The organism is Oricola sp., assembly GCF_022763245.1.
GTDB lineage: Bacteria > Pseudomonadota > Alphaproteobacteria > Rhizobiales > Rhizobiaceae > Oricola.
The window spans coordinates 277129-292448 of the sequence record NZ_JALEGV010000005.1 but is presented as its reverse complement, the minus strand read 5'-3'; the positions used below and the strand labels follow the sequence as shown (position 1 = coordinate 292448).

Sequence of the window (15320 nt, the reverse complement as noted above, 5' to 3'; positions counted from 1 at the left end):
GATGCGCCAAAGATGCAGCAATCGTGTCGGGAGAAGATCATGCGTTGGGAAGGCCGCCGCCAGAGCACCAATATTCAGGACATGCGCGGCACCCGCACGCGTCGCACCTCCGCGCGCCCGCGCGTCCGCATCCCGTCGACCGGCCGCACGGTGCGCACCGGCGGGGGTGGCATCGGCGGGATCGTGATCCTCGTCATCCTGTTCTTCGGCCTTCGCTTCCTCGGTATCGACCCGCTGGCTATCCTGGCGGGCGGCGGGTCCGGCTCTCTCGACCAGATGCTGCCGCGGACCCAGACCACGCAGGCCCCGACCGGCACCACGCGCAATGACGAGATGACGCAATTCGTCGCCACCGTGCTCGCCGAAACCGAGGATGTCTGGGGCGGCGTTTTCGAGGCCAATGGCAAGAAATATCCCGAGCCGATCCTCGTCCTGTTCGAGGGCCAGGTCCGCTCGGCCTGCGGTTTCGCCAGCGCGGCGTCGGGCCCGTTCTACTGCCCGGGCGACAACAAGCTCTATCTTGACCTGGACTTTTTCGACGAACTGGCGCGGCGCTTCAAGGCGTCGGGCGATTTCGCGCAGGCCTATGTCGTCGCCCACGAGGTCGGCCACCATGTCCAGAACATCATCGGCGTGCTGCCCGAGTTCAACCGGCTGCGCCGCACCATGAGCGCCGCCGAGGCCAACGCCATGTCGGTGCGCGTGGAATTGCAGGCCGACTGTTTCGCCGGCATCTGGGGCCACTATTACGCCAAGGAGGGCCTGCTCGAGCAAGGCGACCTGGAGGAGGCGCTGAACGCCGCGACCCAGATCGGCGACGACGCGATCCAGCGCCGCACTCAGGGCTATGTCGTGCCCGAGAGCTTCAACCACGGCACCTCCGCACAGCGGCGCGAATGGTTCAATCGCGGCTTCCAGTCCGGCAAGCTGACCGACTGCGACACCTTCAACAACCCGGTGTGACGCCGGCGGCGTGGCGAAGCTGAAGGAGACCGACCTCTATCCCCCGGTCAAGGCGCTGCTGGAGGCCCAGGGTTACGAGGTCAAATCCGAGATCGGCGCCTGCGACGTCATGGCGGTGCGCGGCGACGAGCCGCCTGTGATCGTCGAACTGAAGACCGGCTTCACCCTGTCGCTGTTCCACCAGGCGATCGACCGGCTGGCGATCAGCGACGCGGTCTATGTCGCGGCCCCGCGCGGCAAGGGCCGCGCCTTCCTGTCGGCGCTGAAATCCAACATGAAACTCTGCCGCCGTCTCGGTCTCGGCCTGATCAGCGTGCGCATGGAGGACGGGTTCTGCGAGATCCACCTCGATCCCGGGCCCTACGCGCCGCGCAAGTCGAGGCCGAAGTCGGACAGGCTGCTGCGCGAATTCGCCCGCCGTATCGGCGATCCCAACCAGGGCGGCTCGACGCGCACCACCATCGTCACGGCCTATCGGCAGGACGCGATGCGCATCGCCGTCTTCCTGCTCGCCGCGGGCCCCGCCAAGGCCTCGGAGGTGGCGAAGGCGACCGGTGTCGCCCGCGCCCGACCGATCATGGCCGACGATCACTATGGCTGGTTCGAACGCGTCGATCGCGGCATCTACCAGCTCACGCCGAAGGGCCGGGAAGCCGTTGCTTCCGACGCTGTGCCGCAATAGGCGGCGTCAGCTCTCGCTGTCGAGCATCGCCATCTGCGGGGCATTGTAGCGCGCGCCGGCGATGGCGCCCTTCGGCACTGCCGCCTCGATCTCGGCGAGATCGGCGGGCGTCAGTTCAGCGTCCGCCGCGCCGAGCGAATCCGTCAGTTGCGCCATGGTGCGTGGCCCCATCAGCGGCACGATGTCGTCGCCCTGCGCCGCGACCCAGGCGATAGCGGCTTGCGCGACCGTCAAACCGCGGGCCTGCGCGACCCCGCGCAGTGCCTCCACCAGCGCGAAGTTGCGTTCGGCGTTGTCGGCCTCGTAGCGCGGCATGCGCGAGCGGATGTCGCCCTTGCGCGCGCCCGCCGAACCCGGTGTCCAGGCCCCGCCGAACATGCCGCGCGAGAGGATGCCGTAGGCGGTGACGCCGATGCCGAGTTCCCGGCAGATCGGCAGGATCGCGTCCTCGATCCCGCGCGACACCAGCGAATACTCGATCTGCAGGTCGCTGATCGGCGCCTCGGCCGCGGCCCGGCGGATCGTCTCCGGCCCGACTTCCGACAGTCCCACATGCCGCACGTAACCGGCGTCGATGAGATCTCTGATCGCGCCGACCGTCTCCTCGATCGGCACGTTGGGGTCCAGACGGGCCGGACGGTAGATGTCGATATGGTCGAGGCCGAGGCGCGTCAGCGTGTAGGCGAGGAAGTTCTTCACGGCCGCCGGGCGCGCGTCATAGCCGTTCCAGGCGCCGTCCGGACTGCGTAGCGCGCCGAACTTGACGCTGACCTTGAAACTGTCGCGGGGGCGCCCCTTCACGGCCTCGCCGATCAGCATCTCGTTGGAGCCCATGCCGTAGAAATCGCCGGTGTCGATCAGCGTGACGCCCGCGTCGAGCGCGGCCTGGATCGTGGCGATGCTTTCGGAATGGTCCGGCGGACCGTAGGTGCCGGCCATGGCCATGCAGCCGAGCCCCAGTCGCGAGACGGCGGGGCCGTCCTTTCCCAAACGTATGGTTTTCATGTGAGTGCCTCCAACGGCGCCGATCATCGCGCCGGGCGGCGCGACCCGCAACCTTGTCGTGCAATTTTTCTCGGCCGCCTGTAGAAGGAAAGCTGCGGATTGGATGGGGATGGATGCATGGTCTGGTTTGCTCGAACCTTGGTGGTCGCCGTCGGCGTCGCCGGCGGCGTGGTGACGTCCCAGGCGCCGGAGTTCACGCAGCAATATCGACAGCGCCTCGGTGGCGCCCTGCAGGAACTGCGCGCCATCGTCGCCGATTTCGAGGCCGACGCCGCGCGCAACGGCCTCTCCCGGGCGCAGGCGCTGTCTTCCTACCGCGCCTCCTCGGATGATTTCCTGCGGGACCGCGGCGCGTCGATGACCAAGACGATCCATCGCTTCGACACGCTGGAGCGTCAGGCCGACCGTTTTGAGAGCTGGCCGGAGCCGGCCCTGCCGATCGCGATGTTCGGCGAGAGCGACGCCGAACTGGTGAAGGGCGCGTGGCAGGATTTCCGCCCGGGCGTCCCGGTGACGGCGACCGGCTTCATCTGGGCCGGCATCGGCTTCGTGATCGCCTTGTTGCTGGCGCAGGGCGGACGCAAGGCGGGCAGGGGGCTCGCCGGTTCGTCGCGCAGGCGCGGTGTTGCCGCGACCCGTCAGGGCGATGCCGCGCCCATGGCCGTGGCTGCCGGCGACGCGCCGGAGATCGCCGTCGATCCGGACGATCCGGTGGCTGAAGGGCATCGTCACCCGCGTCGCTAGCGGGTGTCCTTGCAAACGCGGTCAGGAGGGCCTTAGCGGCACTCCCGCCATCGTGCTCTGCCGGTCGGAACGGCTGTTCGAGAGAAAATGCCTTCTGTGGTCGTTTCGCATGACGAACGAACCGCGTTGGCTGGCGCATCCTGTGTTCGGAAACTTCACCGAACCCAGGAGCCGACAATGGACCCGACGCTTTTCCTTTCAGGTCAGGCATTCCAGGAACATCACGCCAGCAAGACCGGCCAATCCGAAGTAGATGCCTTTTACGACCTGCATGGCCCGAACGTGTTCTGGCGTCTCTCTCGGCTGCGCGCCCGTTTGACCGAGGCGTGGATCGGGCTTCGCACCCGGCGGCACCGAGCGGTCGTCTTTGCGCCGGAAGCGCAACGGGGCTAGCATGAACCGCATGGCCGAAGCCGTTGCCTTCCCTGTTTCGACATCCGGCGCCGCTGATGAGGAGACCGCGATCGCCGCGGTGATTCACGCCGAGACGCAGGCATTCGTCGACGGCGACTTCGAAGCCTGGGCGAAATGCTGGGTCCAGGACGACCGGGCGCACTCCATGTGCGTCAACGCCCGCACGGGGCTGAGCGTCGAAAGCGGCTGGCCGGCAATCGCGGCCGACATGAAGCATGTTCTCGAGAACGACCTCGGCTGCGACATGGTCCGGTTTCGCAAGGACAATCTCCAGATATCGATCGACGGCAACACGGCGTGGGTCGTCTACGATCAATGGGCGGAGAACCGGGCCGGCGCCACGTGGGAGTGTTTCGAAACGCGCATCCTCGAACGCGACAAGGGGAGCTGGAAGATCGCCTATTCCTCATTCGTCGAATTGCGTCACGACAAGGCCGAGAAGGACACGCTGTCCGTTGACGCGAATGGTCGTGTCTTGTGGGCAAGTCCGGAGACGCTGGAGAAACTGAAGGACCACCCGCTTCTGACCGTGTCTACGGGGCGGGTGCGGGCACGTCGCAGGGAGTGGGACCGGACGCTGCAGGCGGCCATCGCGCAGGCGGGCCGTTATCACGGTTTCTTCGAGCTTCGCCGCTTCGGCGACCAAACAGGCGGGCCCTTCCGATACCCGGCCGTGCTGGGCGACACGGATGATGGCGGCGTCGCGGTCGTGCATGTCTCGGTCCGCGACTGCACGACATACCTCACATTCGACAGCGACGGCTCGCTGGATCATCGGCTCTCGGTCGCCCAGATGGTTTTCGGGCTGTCCGACGGTCAGCGGCGCGTGGCGTTTCACATTGCCAATGGCATGGGTTTGAAGAGTGCTGCAGAAGCCTTGGGGATCAGCGTCAACACGGCGCGAACGCACCTGGCCCGGCTCTACGAGAAAACCGGCGTCAGTTCGCAGACCGCCCTTGTCAGGCTTCTGCTGAGCGTCGGCTAATCGTCCCGCCCCGACTTGTCGACCACCTCCACCGGCGTGCGCATGATGATCTCGCGATGCGGGAAGGGGATGGCAATGCCGGCCTCCTTGAAGGCGTCCCACAACGCCAGCAGCACCTGGCCGCGAATGTTGGTCAGGCCGTTCTGCGGATCGGAGATCCAGAATCTCAGCTTGAAGTCGAGCGACGAGGAGCCGAAGGCTGTCATCCAGCAAACGGGCTTCTTGTGATTGGCGACGCGCTCCACGGTGCTGGCCGCCTCGATGGCGATGCGCGTCACCTCGTGCGGGTCGCTGTCGTAGGAAACGCCGAAATCGACGTCCACGCGGATGAACATGTCGGAGAACGACCAGTTGACGACCTGATGGGTGATCAGGTCCTCGTTCGGGATCAGATATTCGCGCCCGTCTCGCGTGATGACGGAGACGAACCGGGCGTGCAGCTCGCGGATCCAGCCGAACGTGTCGCCGAGTTCGATCGTGTCGCCCGGCTTGATCGACCGGTCGGCGAGGATGATCACGCCGGAGATGAAGTTGGAGACGACCTTCTGCAGGCCGAAGCCGATGCCGACGCCGACCGCGCCGGAAAACACGGTGAGCGCGGTCAGGTCGATGCCGATCGTGTTGAGCGCGACCATCCCGGCAAGCACGGTCAGCGCGATGCGGATCATCTTGCCGGCCAGCACCTTGAAGGAGGGCGACAGGTCGGTGGTCTTCGAGATTCTTGTGTCGATGAATCCGCCGAGGATGCTCGCCGCCCACAACAGCACGACCACCACCGCCACGGCCTTGATGACGAACAGCACGGACAGGCGGAACTCGCCGAGATTGATGGCCAGCCCGTCGAGGATCGCAGCGGTCGAATCGCGGATGTCCAGAACGCCGGCGGCGACATAGAGGAAAATGCACAGCGCCACGAACCGCGCCAACGCACGGCTTCGGATGATGCGCGTCGCCACCGACGCGGCAAACCAGGTGAAGCCGAGCACCAGCGCCAGCGACAGCATGTAGCTGCGGCTCGGCCATGTCGTCTGCAGGATCAGCTCGCGGGCCAGCGCCACGAAGATGAGGAACATCGCCCATTCGGTGCGGCGCATGAAGGCGATGATGATCCGAAGCAGGCCCGGATTGCCCTTGATGCGGCGCGCGCGCTCCTCCAGCGCCGGTTCGATGCGAAGCGACAGCAGATATGCGACGCCGAAGGAGGCGACGATGATGGCGAACTGGTAGAGCGTCCAGGGCTGCGCGACATAGCCTTGCAGAAAGCGGACGAAATCTCCCAGCCGCTGCCCCCAGTCCGTAATGTCGTAGCTCTCCATGCTGTCAGATTAGCCGATCGCGCGAATTAGGGAAGCAAGGCGGTGCCTTCGCGCCCGAAGCAGGGCTGCCGACGTCCCGAACCGCCTTTGACTTGCGTATTTTGTGTTGATATCAACTCAACCTGCGCTTGCCGCGATATGGAGGTTGCGGCGGGTGTTCACGCACGCGAACCCTGGAGACACGCATGAGCGAACTTGTTCTTTTCACCTATGACTGGGTTCCGGACGCACCGCGCGGTTTCGTCCGCGACCTGCGGGTGCGCTGGGCCCTCGAAGAGGCCGGCCTGCCGTATCGGGTGGAAAGCGTGTCCTTCGCCGAGCGGAGCGCGGAGCATTTCGCGCACCAGCCCTTCGGTCAGGTACCGTGGCTGCAGGACCGGGACGTCTCGATCTTCGAAAGCGGCGCGATCCTCCTGCATCTCGGCGCCATGAGTCCGGCGCTGATGCCCGAGGATCCGGCCGGTCGAGCCCGTGTCACCCAATGGGTCTTCGCGGCGCTGAATTCCGTCGAGATGGCAAGCCTGCCTCTGATGATCTTCAGATTTTCCGGCGACACGACCGAGACGCCCGGCCGCAAGGGGCTCGAGAAGTTCCTCGACGGCCGCCTCAGCCGCATGGAGACCGCGCTGGCGGGCCGGGAGTGGATCGCCGGCGATTTCTCAATCGCCGACATCCTCATGTCCGACGTGCTTCGTTCCGTCGAGAGGGCCGGCGGGCTGGGCGAGTATCCGGTCTGCCGCGCCTATGTCGAACGGGCCACTGCCCGCCCGGCTTTCGTCAAGGCGTATGACGATCAGATCGCGCATTTCGCCGCGGCGGACGGCTGAGCGCCGGCGGTCCTAACGTTCCGCAAGCGCCTCTTCGCCGCGCTTCGCGCGGATCAGGTTGACGAAGCGGCGGAACAGGTAGTGGCTGTCCTGCGGGCCGGGCGAGGCCTCGGGATGGTGCTGCACCGAGAACACCGGCTTGCCGGCGACGGCAAGGCCGCAATTGGACCCGTCGAACAGCGAGACGTGGGTCTCGGTAACGCCGTCCGGCAGCGAGGCCGCATCGACCGCGAAGCCATGGTTCATCGACACGATCTCCACCTTGCCGGTGGTGTGATCCTTGACCGGGTGGTTTGCGCCGTGATGGCCCTGGTGCATCTTCACGGTCTTGCCGCCCAGCGCCAGCGCCAGCATCTGGTGGCCGAGGCAGATGCCGAAGACCGGAATGCCGGTTTCCAGCAGCTTCTGGATGGTCGGCACAGCGTATTCGCCCGTCGCCGCCGGGTCGCCCGGACCGTTGGACAGGAAGATGCCGTCCGGCTTCTGCGCCAGCACCTCGTCGGCACTCGCCGTGCCGGGCAGGATGGTGACCTTTGCGCCGAGACCGGAGAACAGACGCAGGATGTTGCGCTTCACCCCATAGTCGAGCGCGACGATGTGGATGTCGCCGTCGCCGACTGTGTGATGGCCGTAACCCTCGTCCCAGACCCAGGGCGCCTCGTCCCAGGTCGATGACTGGCCGGAGGTCACCTCCTTTGCGAGGTCGAGGCCGACGAGGCCGCACCAGGCTTTCGCCCGGGCCTTCAGCGCGTCGATGTCGAACTGGCCGGAGGGTTCATGCGCGATGACCGCGTTCGGCACGCCATGCTCGCGGATGTGGGCGGTGAGCGCCCGCGTGTCGATGCCGGCGAGCGCGATGATGCCGCGCGCCTTCAGCCACGCGTCGAGATGCTCGGCGGCGCGATAGTTGGACGGGTCCGTGATGTCGGCCTTGAACACGGCGCCGACCGCGCCGGCGCGCCGGGCCGGGGTCAGATCCTCGATGTCCTCGCCATTGGCGCCGATATTGCCGATATGCGGGAAGGTGAAGGTGACGATCTGGCCGGCATAGGACGGGTCAGTCAGGATTTCCTGGTAACCGGTGATCGCGGTGTTGAAGCAGACTTCCGCTTCCACGGCGCCCGTCGCGCCGAAGCCCTTGCCCTCAAGAACCGTCCCGTCGGCGAGGACGAGCAGGGCGGTCGGGGTCTCGATCGTCCAGGCTGGGGTCGTGTGCTGTTCTGCGGCTGCGGAGGGCTCGGTCATGCGGGTTCTCGAATGTTTGATTGGGTGGCATCTTGCCGTGACGGGCGTGTATCACCATATGCACGCGCTGGAAACACCGCGGGACGACCGGAAACACGCTTCTGTCAAGTGATTTTTGGATCGCAGCGGTTTACGGCTTTTTTATGTTACAGCCGTGTTCACAATATGGCTGTGGATAAAAAAGCACTTAGATATCAACAAGTTATCGATGTATCTCGCCCTTGCTTTGCGTTTTGAACGGCGCTATGGTCCGGCGACCATCGGGGAGTTTTTACGATGCGCGAAGCGATTCAGGCTGCGCTCAAAGATGCTCAAAAATCCCAGGACAAATGTCGTGTTTCCACATTGCGGCTGATTTCAGCGGCGGTGAAGGATCGTGACATCGCGAACCGGTCGGCGGGCAAGGACCCGGTCTCCGACGAGGAAATCAGCGAGATCCTGGTCAAGATGATCAAGCAGCGTCGCGAGTCGGCGCATACCTACGAGGAGGCCGGCCGGCTGGAACTGGCCGATCAGGAGCGCCGGGAATCGGCGGTCATCCTCGAGTTCCTGCCCAAGCAGATGTGCGAAGCCGAGGTCGAGCAGGCCTGCCAGAACGTCGTTCGGGAAACCGGCGCCGAAGGTCTGCGCGACGTGGGCAAATGCATGTCGACGCTGAAGGAGCGTTTCGCCGGCCAGATGGATTTCTCCAAGGCCTCCGGCGTGGTGAAGGGCATCCTGTCGCAATAGGCGCGGGCCCCGGCGGCCACCATTCGGTCCGCTTTGTCTCTCACATGTCGCGAACCTGCCGCAGCATGGCCGCAACGATGGCCTCCGGCCGGTCCTCCTGAACCAGGTGGCCGGCATCGGCGATCGCAATGACGTTGCCGTCGGAGATGAGGCCGGCCAGTTCCTGTCCCTTCGCGGAGGGGATCCATGCGTCCTCTTCGCCCCAAAGAACCGTGACCGGACAATCGAGCGGCCGATAGTGTGACTGGACCTCGTCGGTGAAGGCCTGGTCCATTTGCGCGATTTGCCGGTAGAAGGCCGGTTGCCCGATCTCTCCAAGCCATGGCGCCGAGTAGACCTCCAGCGCCTCTGCGGACAGTGGGCGATAGGCGGCGGTCTCCAGATAGGCTTTCAGAAGCGCCCGGTGCATGTAGTCCGGCATGCCGGCGAAGGCGGCTTCGTGCTGGCGCACATGCTGCACGAAGGGCGATCCCCAGGGCCGAAGCGCGACGGCGTCGAAAATGGTGAGCGACGCGTAGCGCAGCCCGTCGAGAAAATATCCGCGAAGCGCGGTCGCTCCGCCGAAATCATGTGCCAGCACATGCGGTCTCGACAGTCCCCATTCGGCGGTGAGCGCCGCCAGGATCCGGTTCTGAACCCCCAGCGACACGTCTTGTCCGGGCCGCATTTCCGATTGCCCATACCCGGCCATGTCGAAGTAATGCACGGTCCAGTGGTCGGCGAGGAGCGGGACGATCCGTCGCCAGACCTGCGAGGAAAACGGCGTGCCATGCAGCGCGATCAGCGGCGCCCCGCGACCGATTTTGCCCCATCGGATGGCGTTGCCCTCGACATGTGACGTGTGTGGCAGTTCGAGCATGGCGGCTCCCGGCCGTGGCCTTATCGTTGAAAGAATGCCCAGGCGAGCGGCAGCAATATGGCTGTCGCCAGCGCGTTGAGGCCCATGGCGAGGCCGGCGAATGCGCCGGCGATCTCGTTGACCTGCAACGCCCGCGCGGTGCCGATGCCATGGGCGCCGGTGCCCATGGCGAAGCCGCGCGACGCCCAGTCCTTCACCCCGGCCAGATTGAGCGCCAGCGGTCCGAGCGCGGCGCCGAGAATGCCGGTGGCGATCACCAGCACCGCCGTCAGCGACGGCAGTCCGCCAAGCCGTTCCGAAATGCCCATCGCGACCGCAGCGGTCACCGATTTGGGTCCGATGGAGAGGATGGTCTCCTCGCCGGCGCCGAGCGCCCAGGCGATCCCCATTGCGCTGATCGCGGCAAAGGTCGAGCCGACAAGCAGGCTCACCGCGATGGCGAGCGCCGATTCGCGCACCCGGTGAAACTGCCGATAGAGCGGTATGGCGAGCGCCACCGTCGCCGGCCCGAGCAGGAAATGCACGAACTGCGCGCCCTCGAAATAGGTCTCGTAGGATGTGCCGGTGGCCATCAGGATGCCCACCAGGACCACCACGGCGAACAGCACCGGATTGACCAGCGGGTTCATGCCCGCACGCCTGTAGAGCCACATGCCGGCCTGGTAGGCGGCAAGCGTCAGCGTCAGGTGCAGAAGCGGGCTCGCTGACAGGTAGACCCAGACGCCCTGCAATTCGGTTTGCAGATCACCCGGCATCGCTCTCGCCCTTCCGCTGGCGGGCCGTCAGCGCCTGCATCACCAGGCCGGTCACCGCGATCGTCGCAACGGTCGAGACGATCAGGGCCACCGACACCGCGACGCCGTCGCTGCCGAGCAGCGCCAGATGCACCATGATGCCGGTTCCCGCCGGCACGAACAGCAGCGACAGATTGGCCAGAAGCGCGCCCGACACCGTGTCGAGATCCTTCGGGATCGCGCCCTTGAACACGAGCCCGGCAAACAGCAGCGCCATGCCGACCACCGGCCCCGGCACGGGCAGCCCGGTCGCCGCGACGAAAGCCTCGCCGATCAGTTGGCACAGGAAGATCAGGGTGAGATAGTTCAGCATCGCGCACCTCCGTTCGGGGCATAATGCCGCTGCCGCAACGCCTTGTCCCCTGCAAAGAGGCGACGCGCTTTCGTGTCTCGCCTGTGAATAGCGGGCACGCGCGCCGCGCCGCTGGTTCGCATCCGGGCCGCCCTGTATAGAAGAACCGATTCCCACAAAGGACGCCGATGCGCTTTTCCCAATCCTTCCTCGACGAGATCCGCGATCGCGTGCCGATTTCCGACGTGATCGCGCGGCGTGTGGCGTGGGACAAGCGCAAGACGAACACCAGCCGCGGCGATTACTGGGCCTGCTGCCCCTTCCATGGCGAGAAGACGCCGAGCTTCCACTGCGAGGACAAGAAGGGTCGCTATCACTGCTTCGGCTGCGGCGTGTCGGGCGACCATTTCCGCTTCATCACCGAACTCGACGGCGTTTCCTTCCCGGATGCCGTCCAGCAGATCGCCGACATGGCCGGCGTGCCGATGCCGCAGCCCGATCCGGAGGCCGAGCGTCGCGAGCAGGTGCGCGCCACGCTCAACGACGTCATGGAGATGGCCGTGGCCTTCTTCGAGGCGAAGCTGCAGGACCAGCCCGGCGCCAAGGCCCGCGCCTATCTGCGCGATCGCGGCCTGACCGGCCAGACGCAGAAGAAGTTCCGCCTCGGCTACGCGCCGGACAGCCGCAACGCGCTGAAGGAGCATCTCGCGGGCCGCGGCGCGACGAAGGAACAGATTGAAGCCTGCGGGCTCGTCGTCTTTGGCGACGACATCCCGGTTTCCTTTGACCGGTTCCGCGACCGCATCATGTTTCCGATCGAGGATGCGCGCGGACGCACCATCGCCTTCGGGGGCAGGGCGCTGTCGCCCGACGTGCCGGCGAAATATCTGAACTCGCCGGAGACCGAACTCTTCCACAAGGGCCGGGTCCTCTACAATTTCCGCCGCGCCCGCGAAGCGGTTCGTGATGCCGGAACCATCGTCGCCGTCGAAGGCTACATGGATGTCATCGCCCTCGATCAGGCCGGCATCACCAATGCCGTCGCGCCGCTCGGCACGGCGCTGACGGAGGATCAACTGGCCCTGCTCTGGCGGGTGACGTCGGAGCCGGTCCTCTGTTTCGACGGCGACAAGGCCGGCCTGCGCGCCGCCTTCCGCTCGCTCGATCTGGCACTGCCCGGCATCAAACCCGGCCGTTCGGTGCGCTACGCCCTGCTGCCCGAGGGCAAGGATCCCGACGATCTGGTCAAGGCCGGTGGGCGAGAGGCCTTCGATGCCGTGCTGAAGGCTGCCAAGCCGCTGGCCGACATGCTATGGTCGCGCGAGACCGCCGGTCGTGTGTTCGACACGCCGGAGCGCCGCGCCGAACTGGAGAAGATGCTGCGCGAGGCGACGGCGCAGATCCAGGACGAGAGCGTGCGTCGCCATTACGGCCAGGCGATGCGCGAGCGCATCAACGCCCATTTCGGCGCCCCGCGCGAGAGCCGCCGTGGCGGTTCCAAGGGCGATGCGCGCTATGGCCGGGGTCGCGGCGGCGCTGCGGGCGGCCGGCTGGCGATTTCCGAAAGCCTGACCCGCTCGCGCCTGCTGTCGGCCGGCGGCGGCGAAATGCCATTGCGCGAGGCCGCACTCGTCTCCGCCGTGCTCAGCCATCCCGACATCCTGGCCGGCCATTTCGACGATTTCACGGGCCTCGAACTCGCCCACGCCGGCCTCGAACAGTTGCGCAGCGCCATTCTGGAGGCGTGCGCCACCGGCCGGCGGCGCAGCCGCGAGGAACTGCAGCAGCATCCCGCGCTGCAGCGCCAGGCCGAAACGGTCGCCGCGATGGATGCGCTTGTCCGCCGGGCCCGGCTGTGGACGGCCACCGAGGCTGCCGCCGACGAGGACGCGCTGGAAGGCTTCCGCCAGGCGCTGCGCCTGCATCGCCGCGCGCGTGCGTTGCGCCGCGAACTGCGTGCCGCCGAGGCGGCGCTCGCCAGCGACGCGACCGACTTCAATTTCGGCCGCCTTGCAGACCTGCGCAAGGAAATCGACGAAAGCGAATCGCTTGAGGCCCTGATCGAGGGCTTCGGCATCTCGTCGGGACGTCCAATGCGGTCCTTTTGATCGGCTTTTCCGCGTCAGGCGAGTTTTTTGCACGAATCACTCGCACAGGTGTTGACGCCCGGACGAATCGCGGGAATCAACAAGGGTCCGGGCCGGCCCCCGGGAAAAAGCGTGGTTTTGGGGATCAGATTCGGTCGCGCCAGCTTGGATTGGCGCGAAGCGCTCCTAGATTAGGGGTAATTGGCAGTTAACGACCTTCACGTATGGCTGGTCCCGGCTTTCCGGGATCGGGATGTGGCGTTCATCGAAACGTTGGATGGAACCGGGCGGGACTGCGGCCCTTAATCGCCTTCGTCGGAGACGAGACTTATATGGCAACAAAAGCAAAAGAAAAAACCGAAGCGGAAAACACCAGCGAGCAGGCGCCGGACGGCCCGCTGCTCGATCTGAGCGCCGACAGCGTCAAGAAGATGCTGCGCGTCGCCAAGAAGCGCGGCTACGTCACCATGGACGAGCTGAACGCGGTGTTGCCTTCCGAAGAGGTGACCTCCGAGCAGATCGAGGACACGATGTCCACTCTGTCGGAGATGGGCATCAACGTCGTCGAGGACGACGAGGTCGAAGGCGACAACGACAACTCCAACGACTCCAACGATGACGACAACGAGGGCTCGACCGAGCTCGCCACGTCGACCGGCAGCGCCGTCACCACCACCGCCAAGAAGAAGGAACCCACGGACCGGACCGACGATCCGGTGCGCATGTACCTGCGCGAGATGGGCACGGTGGAGCTGCTGTCGCGCGAAGGCGAGATCGCCATCGCCAAGCGCATCGAGGCCGGCCGCGAGACCATGATCGCAGGCCTGTGCGAAAGCCCGCTGACCTTCCAGGCCATCATCATCTGGCGCGAGGAGCTCAACGAGGGCAACATCCTCCTGCGCGATATCATCGATCTGGAAGCGACCTATGCCGGCCCCGAGGCCAAGCAGGCGCCCAAGGTGCCGACGCCCGAGGAGATCGAGCAGGCCAAGAAGGAGCGCGAGGAAAAGGAACGCGCCCTGCGCCAGCCGCGCCGCCAGTCCGACGACATCACCAATGTCGGCGGCGAGGGCCAGGCCGAGGAAGAGGAAGACGACGAGGACGAGGTCAATCTGTCGCTGGCCGCGATGGAAGCCGAACTGCGTCCCTCCGTCATGGAGACGCTCGACGTCATCGCCTCGACCTATGGCAAGCTGCGCAAGCTGCAGGACCAGCACGTCGAATCCTCGCTGTCGGACACCGACGCCCTGTCGCCCAGCCAGCAGAAGCGCCTGAAGGAGCTGAAGGACGAGCTCATTTCCGACGTGAAGAGCCTGTCGCTCAACAACCAGCGCATCGAGGCGCTGGTCGAGCAGCTCTATTCGATCAACAAGCGCCTGGTGCAGAACGAGGGCCGCCTGCTGCGGCTCGCCGAAAGCTACGGCGTGTCGCGCGACGAGTTCCTGCTGCGCTACCAGGGCTCGGAACTGGACCCCAACTGGGTCGACAACGTTTCCGGCCTGACCGCGCGCGGCTGGCGTGAATTCGCCAAGGAACTGGCGACCATCGACGAGCTGCGCTCCGAGATCCAGGAACTGGCGACCGAGACCGGCATCTCGATCTCGGAATTCCGCAAGATCGTCAACCAGGTCCAGAAGGGCGAGCGCGAGGCGCGTGTCGCCAAGAAGGAAATGGTCGAGGCCAACTTGCGCCTCGTGATTTCGATCGCCAAGAAATACACGAACCGCGGCCTGCAGTTCCTCGACCTGATCCAGGAAGGCAATATCGGCCTGATGAAGGCCGTCGACAAGTTCGAGTATCGTCGCGGCTACAAGTTCTCCACCTACGCGACGTGGTGGATCCGGCAGGCGATCACCCGCTCGATCGCCGACCAGGCCCGCACGATCCGCATTCCGGTGCACATGATCGAGACGATCAACAAAATCGTCCGCACCTCGCGCCAGATGCTTCACGAGATCGGCCGCGAGCCGACCCCGGAGGAACTGGCCGAGAAGCTGGCCATGCCGCTGGAAAAGGTGCGCAAGGTCCTGAAGATCGCCAAGGAGCCGATCTCGCTCGAAACGCCGGTCGGCGACGAGGAGGATTCGCATCTCGGCGATTTCATCGAGGACAAGAACGCCGTTCTGCCGATCGACGCCGCCATCCAGGCGAACCTGCGCGAGACGACGACCCGCGTCCTCGCCTCGCTCACTCCGCGCGAGGAACGCGTCTTGCGCATGCGCTTCGGCATCGGCATGAACACCGATCACACGCTCGAGGAAGTCGGCCAGCAATTCTCGGTCACCCGCGAACGTATCCGCCAGATCGAGGCCAAGGCGCTGAGGAAACTCAAGCACCCGAGCCGGTCGAGGAAGCTGCGGAGCTTCCTGGATAGCTGA

Annotated in this window: 15 protein-coding genes; 9 read left to right on the top strand and 6 right to left on the bottom strand. The window is 65.6% G+C overall.

Going from position 1 to position 15320, the window contains the following annotated elements; all coding sequences use genetic code 11:
* Positions 1 to 39 precede the first annotated feature (39 nt).
* Both MRY80_RS01465 and MRY80_RS01460 read left to right on the top strand, forming a co-directional pair.
* Positions 40 to 963, top strand: a complete 924-nt coding sequence (locus tag MRY80_RS01465; RefSeq protein WP_293287178.1) for a neutral zinc metallopeptidase — start codon at positions 40 to 42, stop codon at positions 961 to 963.
* Positions 964 to 973: 10 nt separating this feature from the next.
* Positions 974 to 1645, top strand: a complete 672-nt coding sequence (locus tag MRY80_RS01460) for a DUF2161 family putative PD-(D/E)XK-type phosphodiesterase (protein WP_293287177.1) — start codon at positions 974 to 976, stop codon at positions 1643 to 1645.
* Between the two features lie 6 nt (positions 1646 to 1651).
* Here MRY80_RS01460 and MRY80_RS01455 read toward each other — a convergent pair whose 3' ends face one another.
* Complete coding sequence (locus MRY80_RS01455; protein WP_293287175.1) at positions 1652 to 2650, bottom strand: aldo/keto reductase; 999 nt, start codon at positions 2648 to 2650, stop codon at positions 1652 to 1654.
* A 117-nt stretch (positions 2651 to 2767) separates the two neighbouring features.
* Here MRY80_RS01455 and MRY80_RS01450 point away from each other — a divergent pair, with 117 nt between their 5' ends.
* The 3 genes from MRY80_RS01450 to MRY80_RS01440 all read left to right on the top strand — a co-directional run bounded on the left by MRY80_RS01450 (position 2768) and on the right by MRY80_RS01440 (position 4793).
* Positions 2768 to 3394: a DUF2937 family protein gene (locus MRY80_RS01450; RefSeq protein ID WP_346433371.1), complete on the top strand. Its 627-nt coding sequence runs from the start codon at positions 2768 to 2770 to the stop codon at positions 3392 to 3394.
* Positions 3395 to 3571: 177 nt separating this feature from the next.
* Entirely contained in the window at positions 3572 to 3787 is a 216-nt protein-coding gene (locus tag MRY80_RS01445; protein ID WP_293287173.1) for a hypothetical protein, read from the top strand.
* A 10-nt stretch (positions 3788 to 3797) separates the two neighbouring features.
* A complete protein-coding gene (locus tag MRY80_RS01440) occupies positions 3798 to 4793 on the top strand; it encodes a LuxR C-terminal-related transcriptional regulator (protein ID WP_293287171.1) in 996 nt (331 codons plus the stop codon).
* On the opposite strand, the gene MRY80_RS01435 is transcribed toward MRY80_RS01440, so the two are convergent.
* Entirely contained in the window at positions 4790 to 6109 is a 1320-nt protein-coding gene (locus MRY80_RS01435) for a mechanosensitive ion channel domain-containing protein (protein ID WP_293287169.1), read from the bottom strand. The two genes, MRY80_RS01440 and MRY80_RS01435, sit on opposite strands and share 4 nt — an antisense overlap.
* Positions 6110 to 6294: 185 nt before the next feature.
* On the opposite strand from MRY80_RS01435, the gene MRY80_RS01430 reads away from it, so the two are divergent.
* Positions 6295 to 6936, top strand: coding sequence for a glutathione S-transferase family protein (locus MRY80_RS01430; RefSeq protein WP_293287167.1), 642 nt, complete (start codon positions 6295 to 6297; stop codon positions 6934 to 6936).
* A gap of 12 nt (positions 6937 to 6948) precedes the next feature.
* Here MRY80_RS01430 and carA read toward each other — a convergent pair whose 3' ends face one another.
* Complete coding sequence (gene carA / locus MRY80_RS01425) at positions 6949 to 8181, bottom strand: glutamine-hydrolyzing carbamoyl-phosphate synthase small subunit (protein WP_293287165.1); 1233 nt, start codon at positions 8179 to 8181, stop codon at positions 6949 to 6951.
* A gap of 276 nt (positions 8182 to 8457) precedes the next feature.
* Here carA and MRY80_RS01420 point away from each other — a divergent pair, with 276 nt between their 5' ends.
* Complete coding sequence (locus MRY80_RS01420; RefSeq protein ID WP_293287163.1) at positions 8458 to 8910, top strand: GatB/YqeY domain-containing protein; 453 nt, start codon at positions 8458 to 8460, stop codon at positions 8908 to 8910.
* Positions 8911 to 8950: 40 nt separating this feature from the next.
* On the opposite strand, the gene MRY80_RS01415 is transcribed toward MRY80_RS01420, so the two are convergent.
* Genes MRY80_RS01415 through MRY80_RS01405 form a run of 3 tightly spaced genes read right to left on the bottom strand, consistent with a single transcriptional unit; the run spans position 8951 to position 10876 of the window.
* Positions 8951 to 9769 (bottom strand): alpha/beta hydrolase, encoded by an 819-nt coding sequence (locus MRY80_RS01415; RefSeq protein WP_293287161.1) that lies wholly within the window; start codon positions 9767 to 9769, stop codon positions 8951 to 8953.
* A gap of 20 nt (positions 9770 to 9789) precedes the next feature.
* Positions 9790 to 10524 carry an LrgB family protein gene (locus tag MRY80_RS01410; protein ID WP_293287159.1) on the bottom strand — a complete coding sequence of 245 codons (735 nt, stop codon included), beginning with the start codon at positions 10522 to 10524 and terminating at the stop codon, positions 9790 to 9792.
* Complete coding sequence (locus MRY80_RS01405; RefSeq protein ID WP_293287157.1) at positions 10514 to 10876, bottom strand: CidA/LrgA family protein; 363 nt, start codon at positions 10874 to 10876, stop codon at positions 10514 to 10516. Before MRY80_RS01405 ends, MRY80_RS01410 begins: the two co-directional genes overlap by 11 nt.
* 167 nt (positions 10877 to 11043) lie before the next feature.
* Between MRY80_RS01405 and dnaG the strand changes: the two genes are divergently transcribed.
* On the top strand, positions 11044 to 12963 hold the full coding sequence (dnaG, locus tag MRY80_RS01400; protein ID WP_293287155.1) for a DNA primase: 1920 nt from the start codon (positions 11044 to 11046) through the stop codon (positions 12961 to 12963).
* Between the two features lie 311 nt (positions 12964 to 13274).
* Positions 13275 to 15320, top strand: a complete 2046-nt coding sequence (gene rpoD / locus MRY80_RS01395) for an RNA polymerase sigma factor RpoD (RefSeq protein ID WP_293287153.1) — start codon at positions 13275 to 13277, stop codon at positions 15318 to 15320.

Coding starts and splice junctions, on each gene's coding strand:
- MRY80_RS01465 (WP_293287178.1), top strand. CDS start 40: ATGCGTTGGGAAGGCCGCCGCCAGAGCACCAATATTCAGGACATGCGC.
- MRY80_RS01455 (WP_293287175.1), bottom strand. CDS start 2,650: ATGAAAACCATACGTTTGGGAAAGGACGGCCCCGCCGTCTCGCGACTG.
- MRY80_RS01450 (WP_346433371.1), top strand. CDS start 2,768: ATGGTCTGGTTTGCTCGAACCTTGGTGGTCGCCGTCGGCGTCGCCGGC.
- MRY80_RS01445 (WP_293287173.1), top strand. CDS start 3,572: ATGGACCCGACGCTTTTCCTTTCAGGTCAGGCATTCCAGGAACATCAC.
- MRY80_RS01440 (WP_293287171.1), top strand. CDS start 3,798: ATGGCCGAAGCCGTTGCCTTCCCTGTTTCGACATCCGGCGCCGCTGAT.
- MRY80_RS01435 (WP_293287169.1), bottom strand. CDS start 6,109: ATGGAGAGCTACGACATTACGGACTGGGGGCAGCGGCTGGGAGATTTC.
- MRY80_RS01430 (WP_293287167.1), top strand. CDS start 6,295: ATGAGCGAACTTGTTCTTTTCACCTATGACTGGGTTCCGGACGCACCG.
- carA (WP_293287165.1), bottom strand. CDS start 8,181: ATGACCGAGCCCTCCGCAGCCGCAGAACAGCACACGACCCCAGCCTGG.
- MRY80_RS01420 (WP_293287163.1), top strand. CDS start 8,458: ATGCGCGAAGCGATTCAGGCTGCGCTCAAAGATGCTCAAAAATCCCAG.
- MRY80_RS01415 (WP_293287161.1), bottom strand. CDS start 9,769: ATGCTCGAACTGCCACACACGTCACATGTCGAGGGCAACGCCATCCGA.
- MRY80_RS01410 (WP_293287159.1), bottom strand. CDS start 10,524: ATGCCGGGTGATCTGCAAACCGAATTGCAGGGCGTCTGGGTCTACCTG.
- MRY80_RS01405 (WP_293287157.1), bottom strand. CDS start 10,876: ATGCTGAACTATCTCACCCTGATCTTCCTGTGCCAACTGATCGGCGAG.
- dnaG (WP_293287155.1), top strand. CDS start 11,044: ATGCGCTTTTCCCAATCCTTCCTCGACGAGATCCGCGATCGCGTGCCG.
- rpoD (WP_293287153.1), top strand. CDS start 13,275: ATGGCAACAAAAGCAAAAGAAAAAACCGAAGCGGAAAACACCAGCGAG.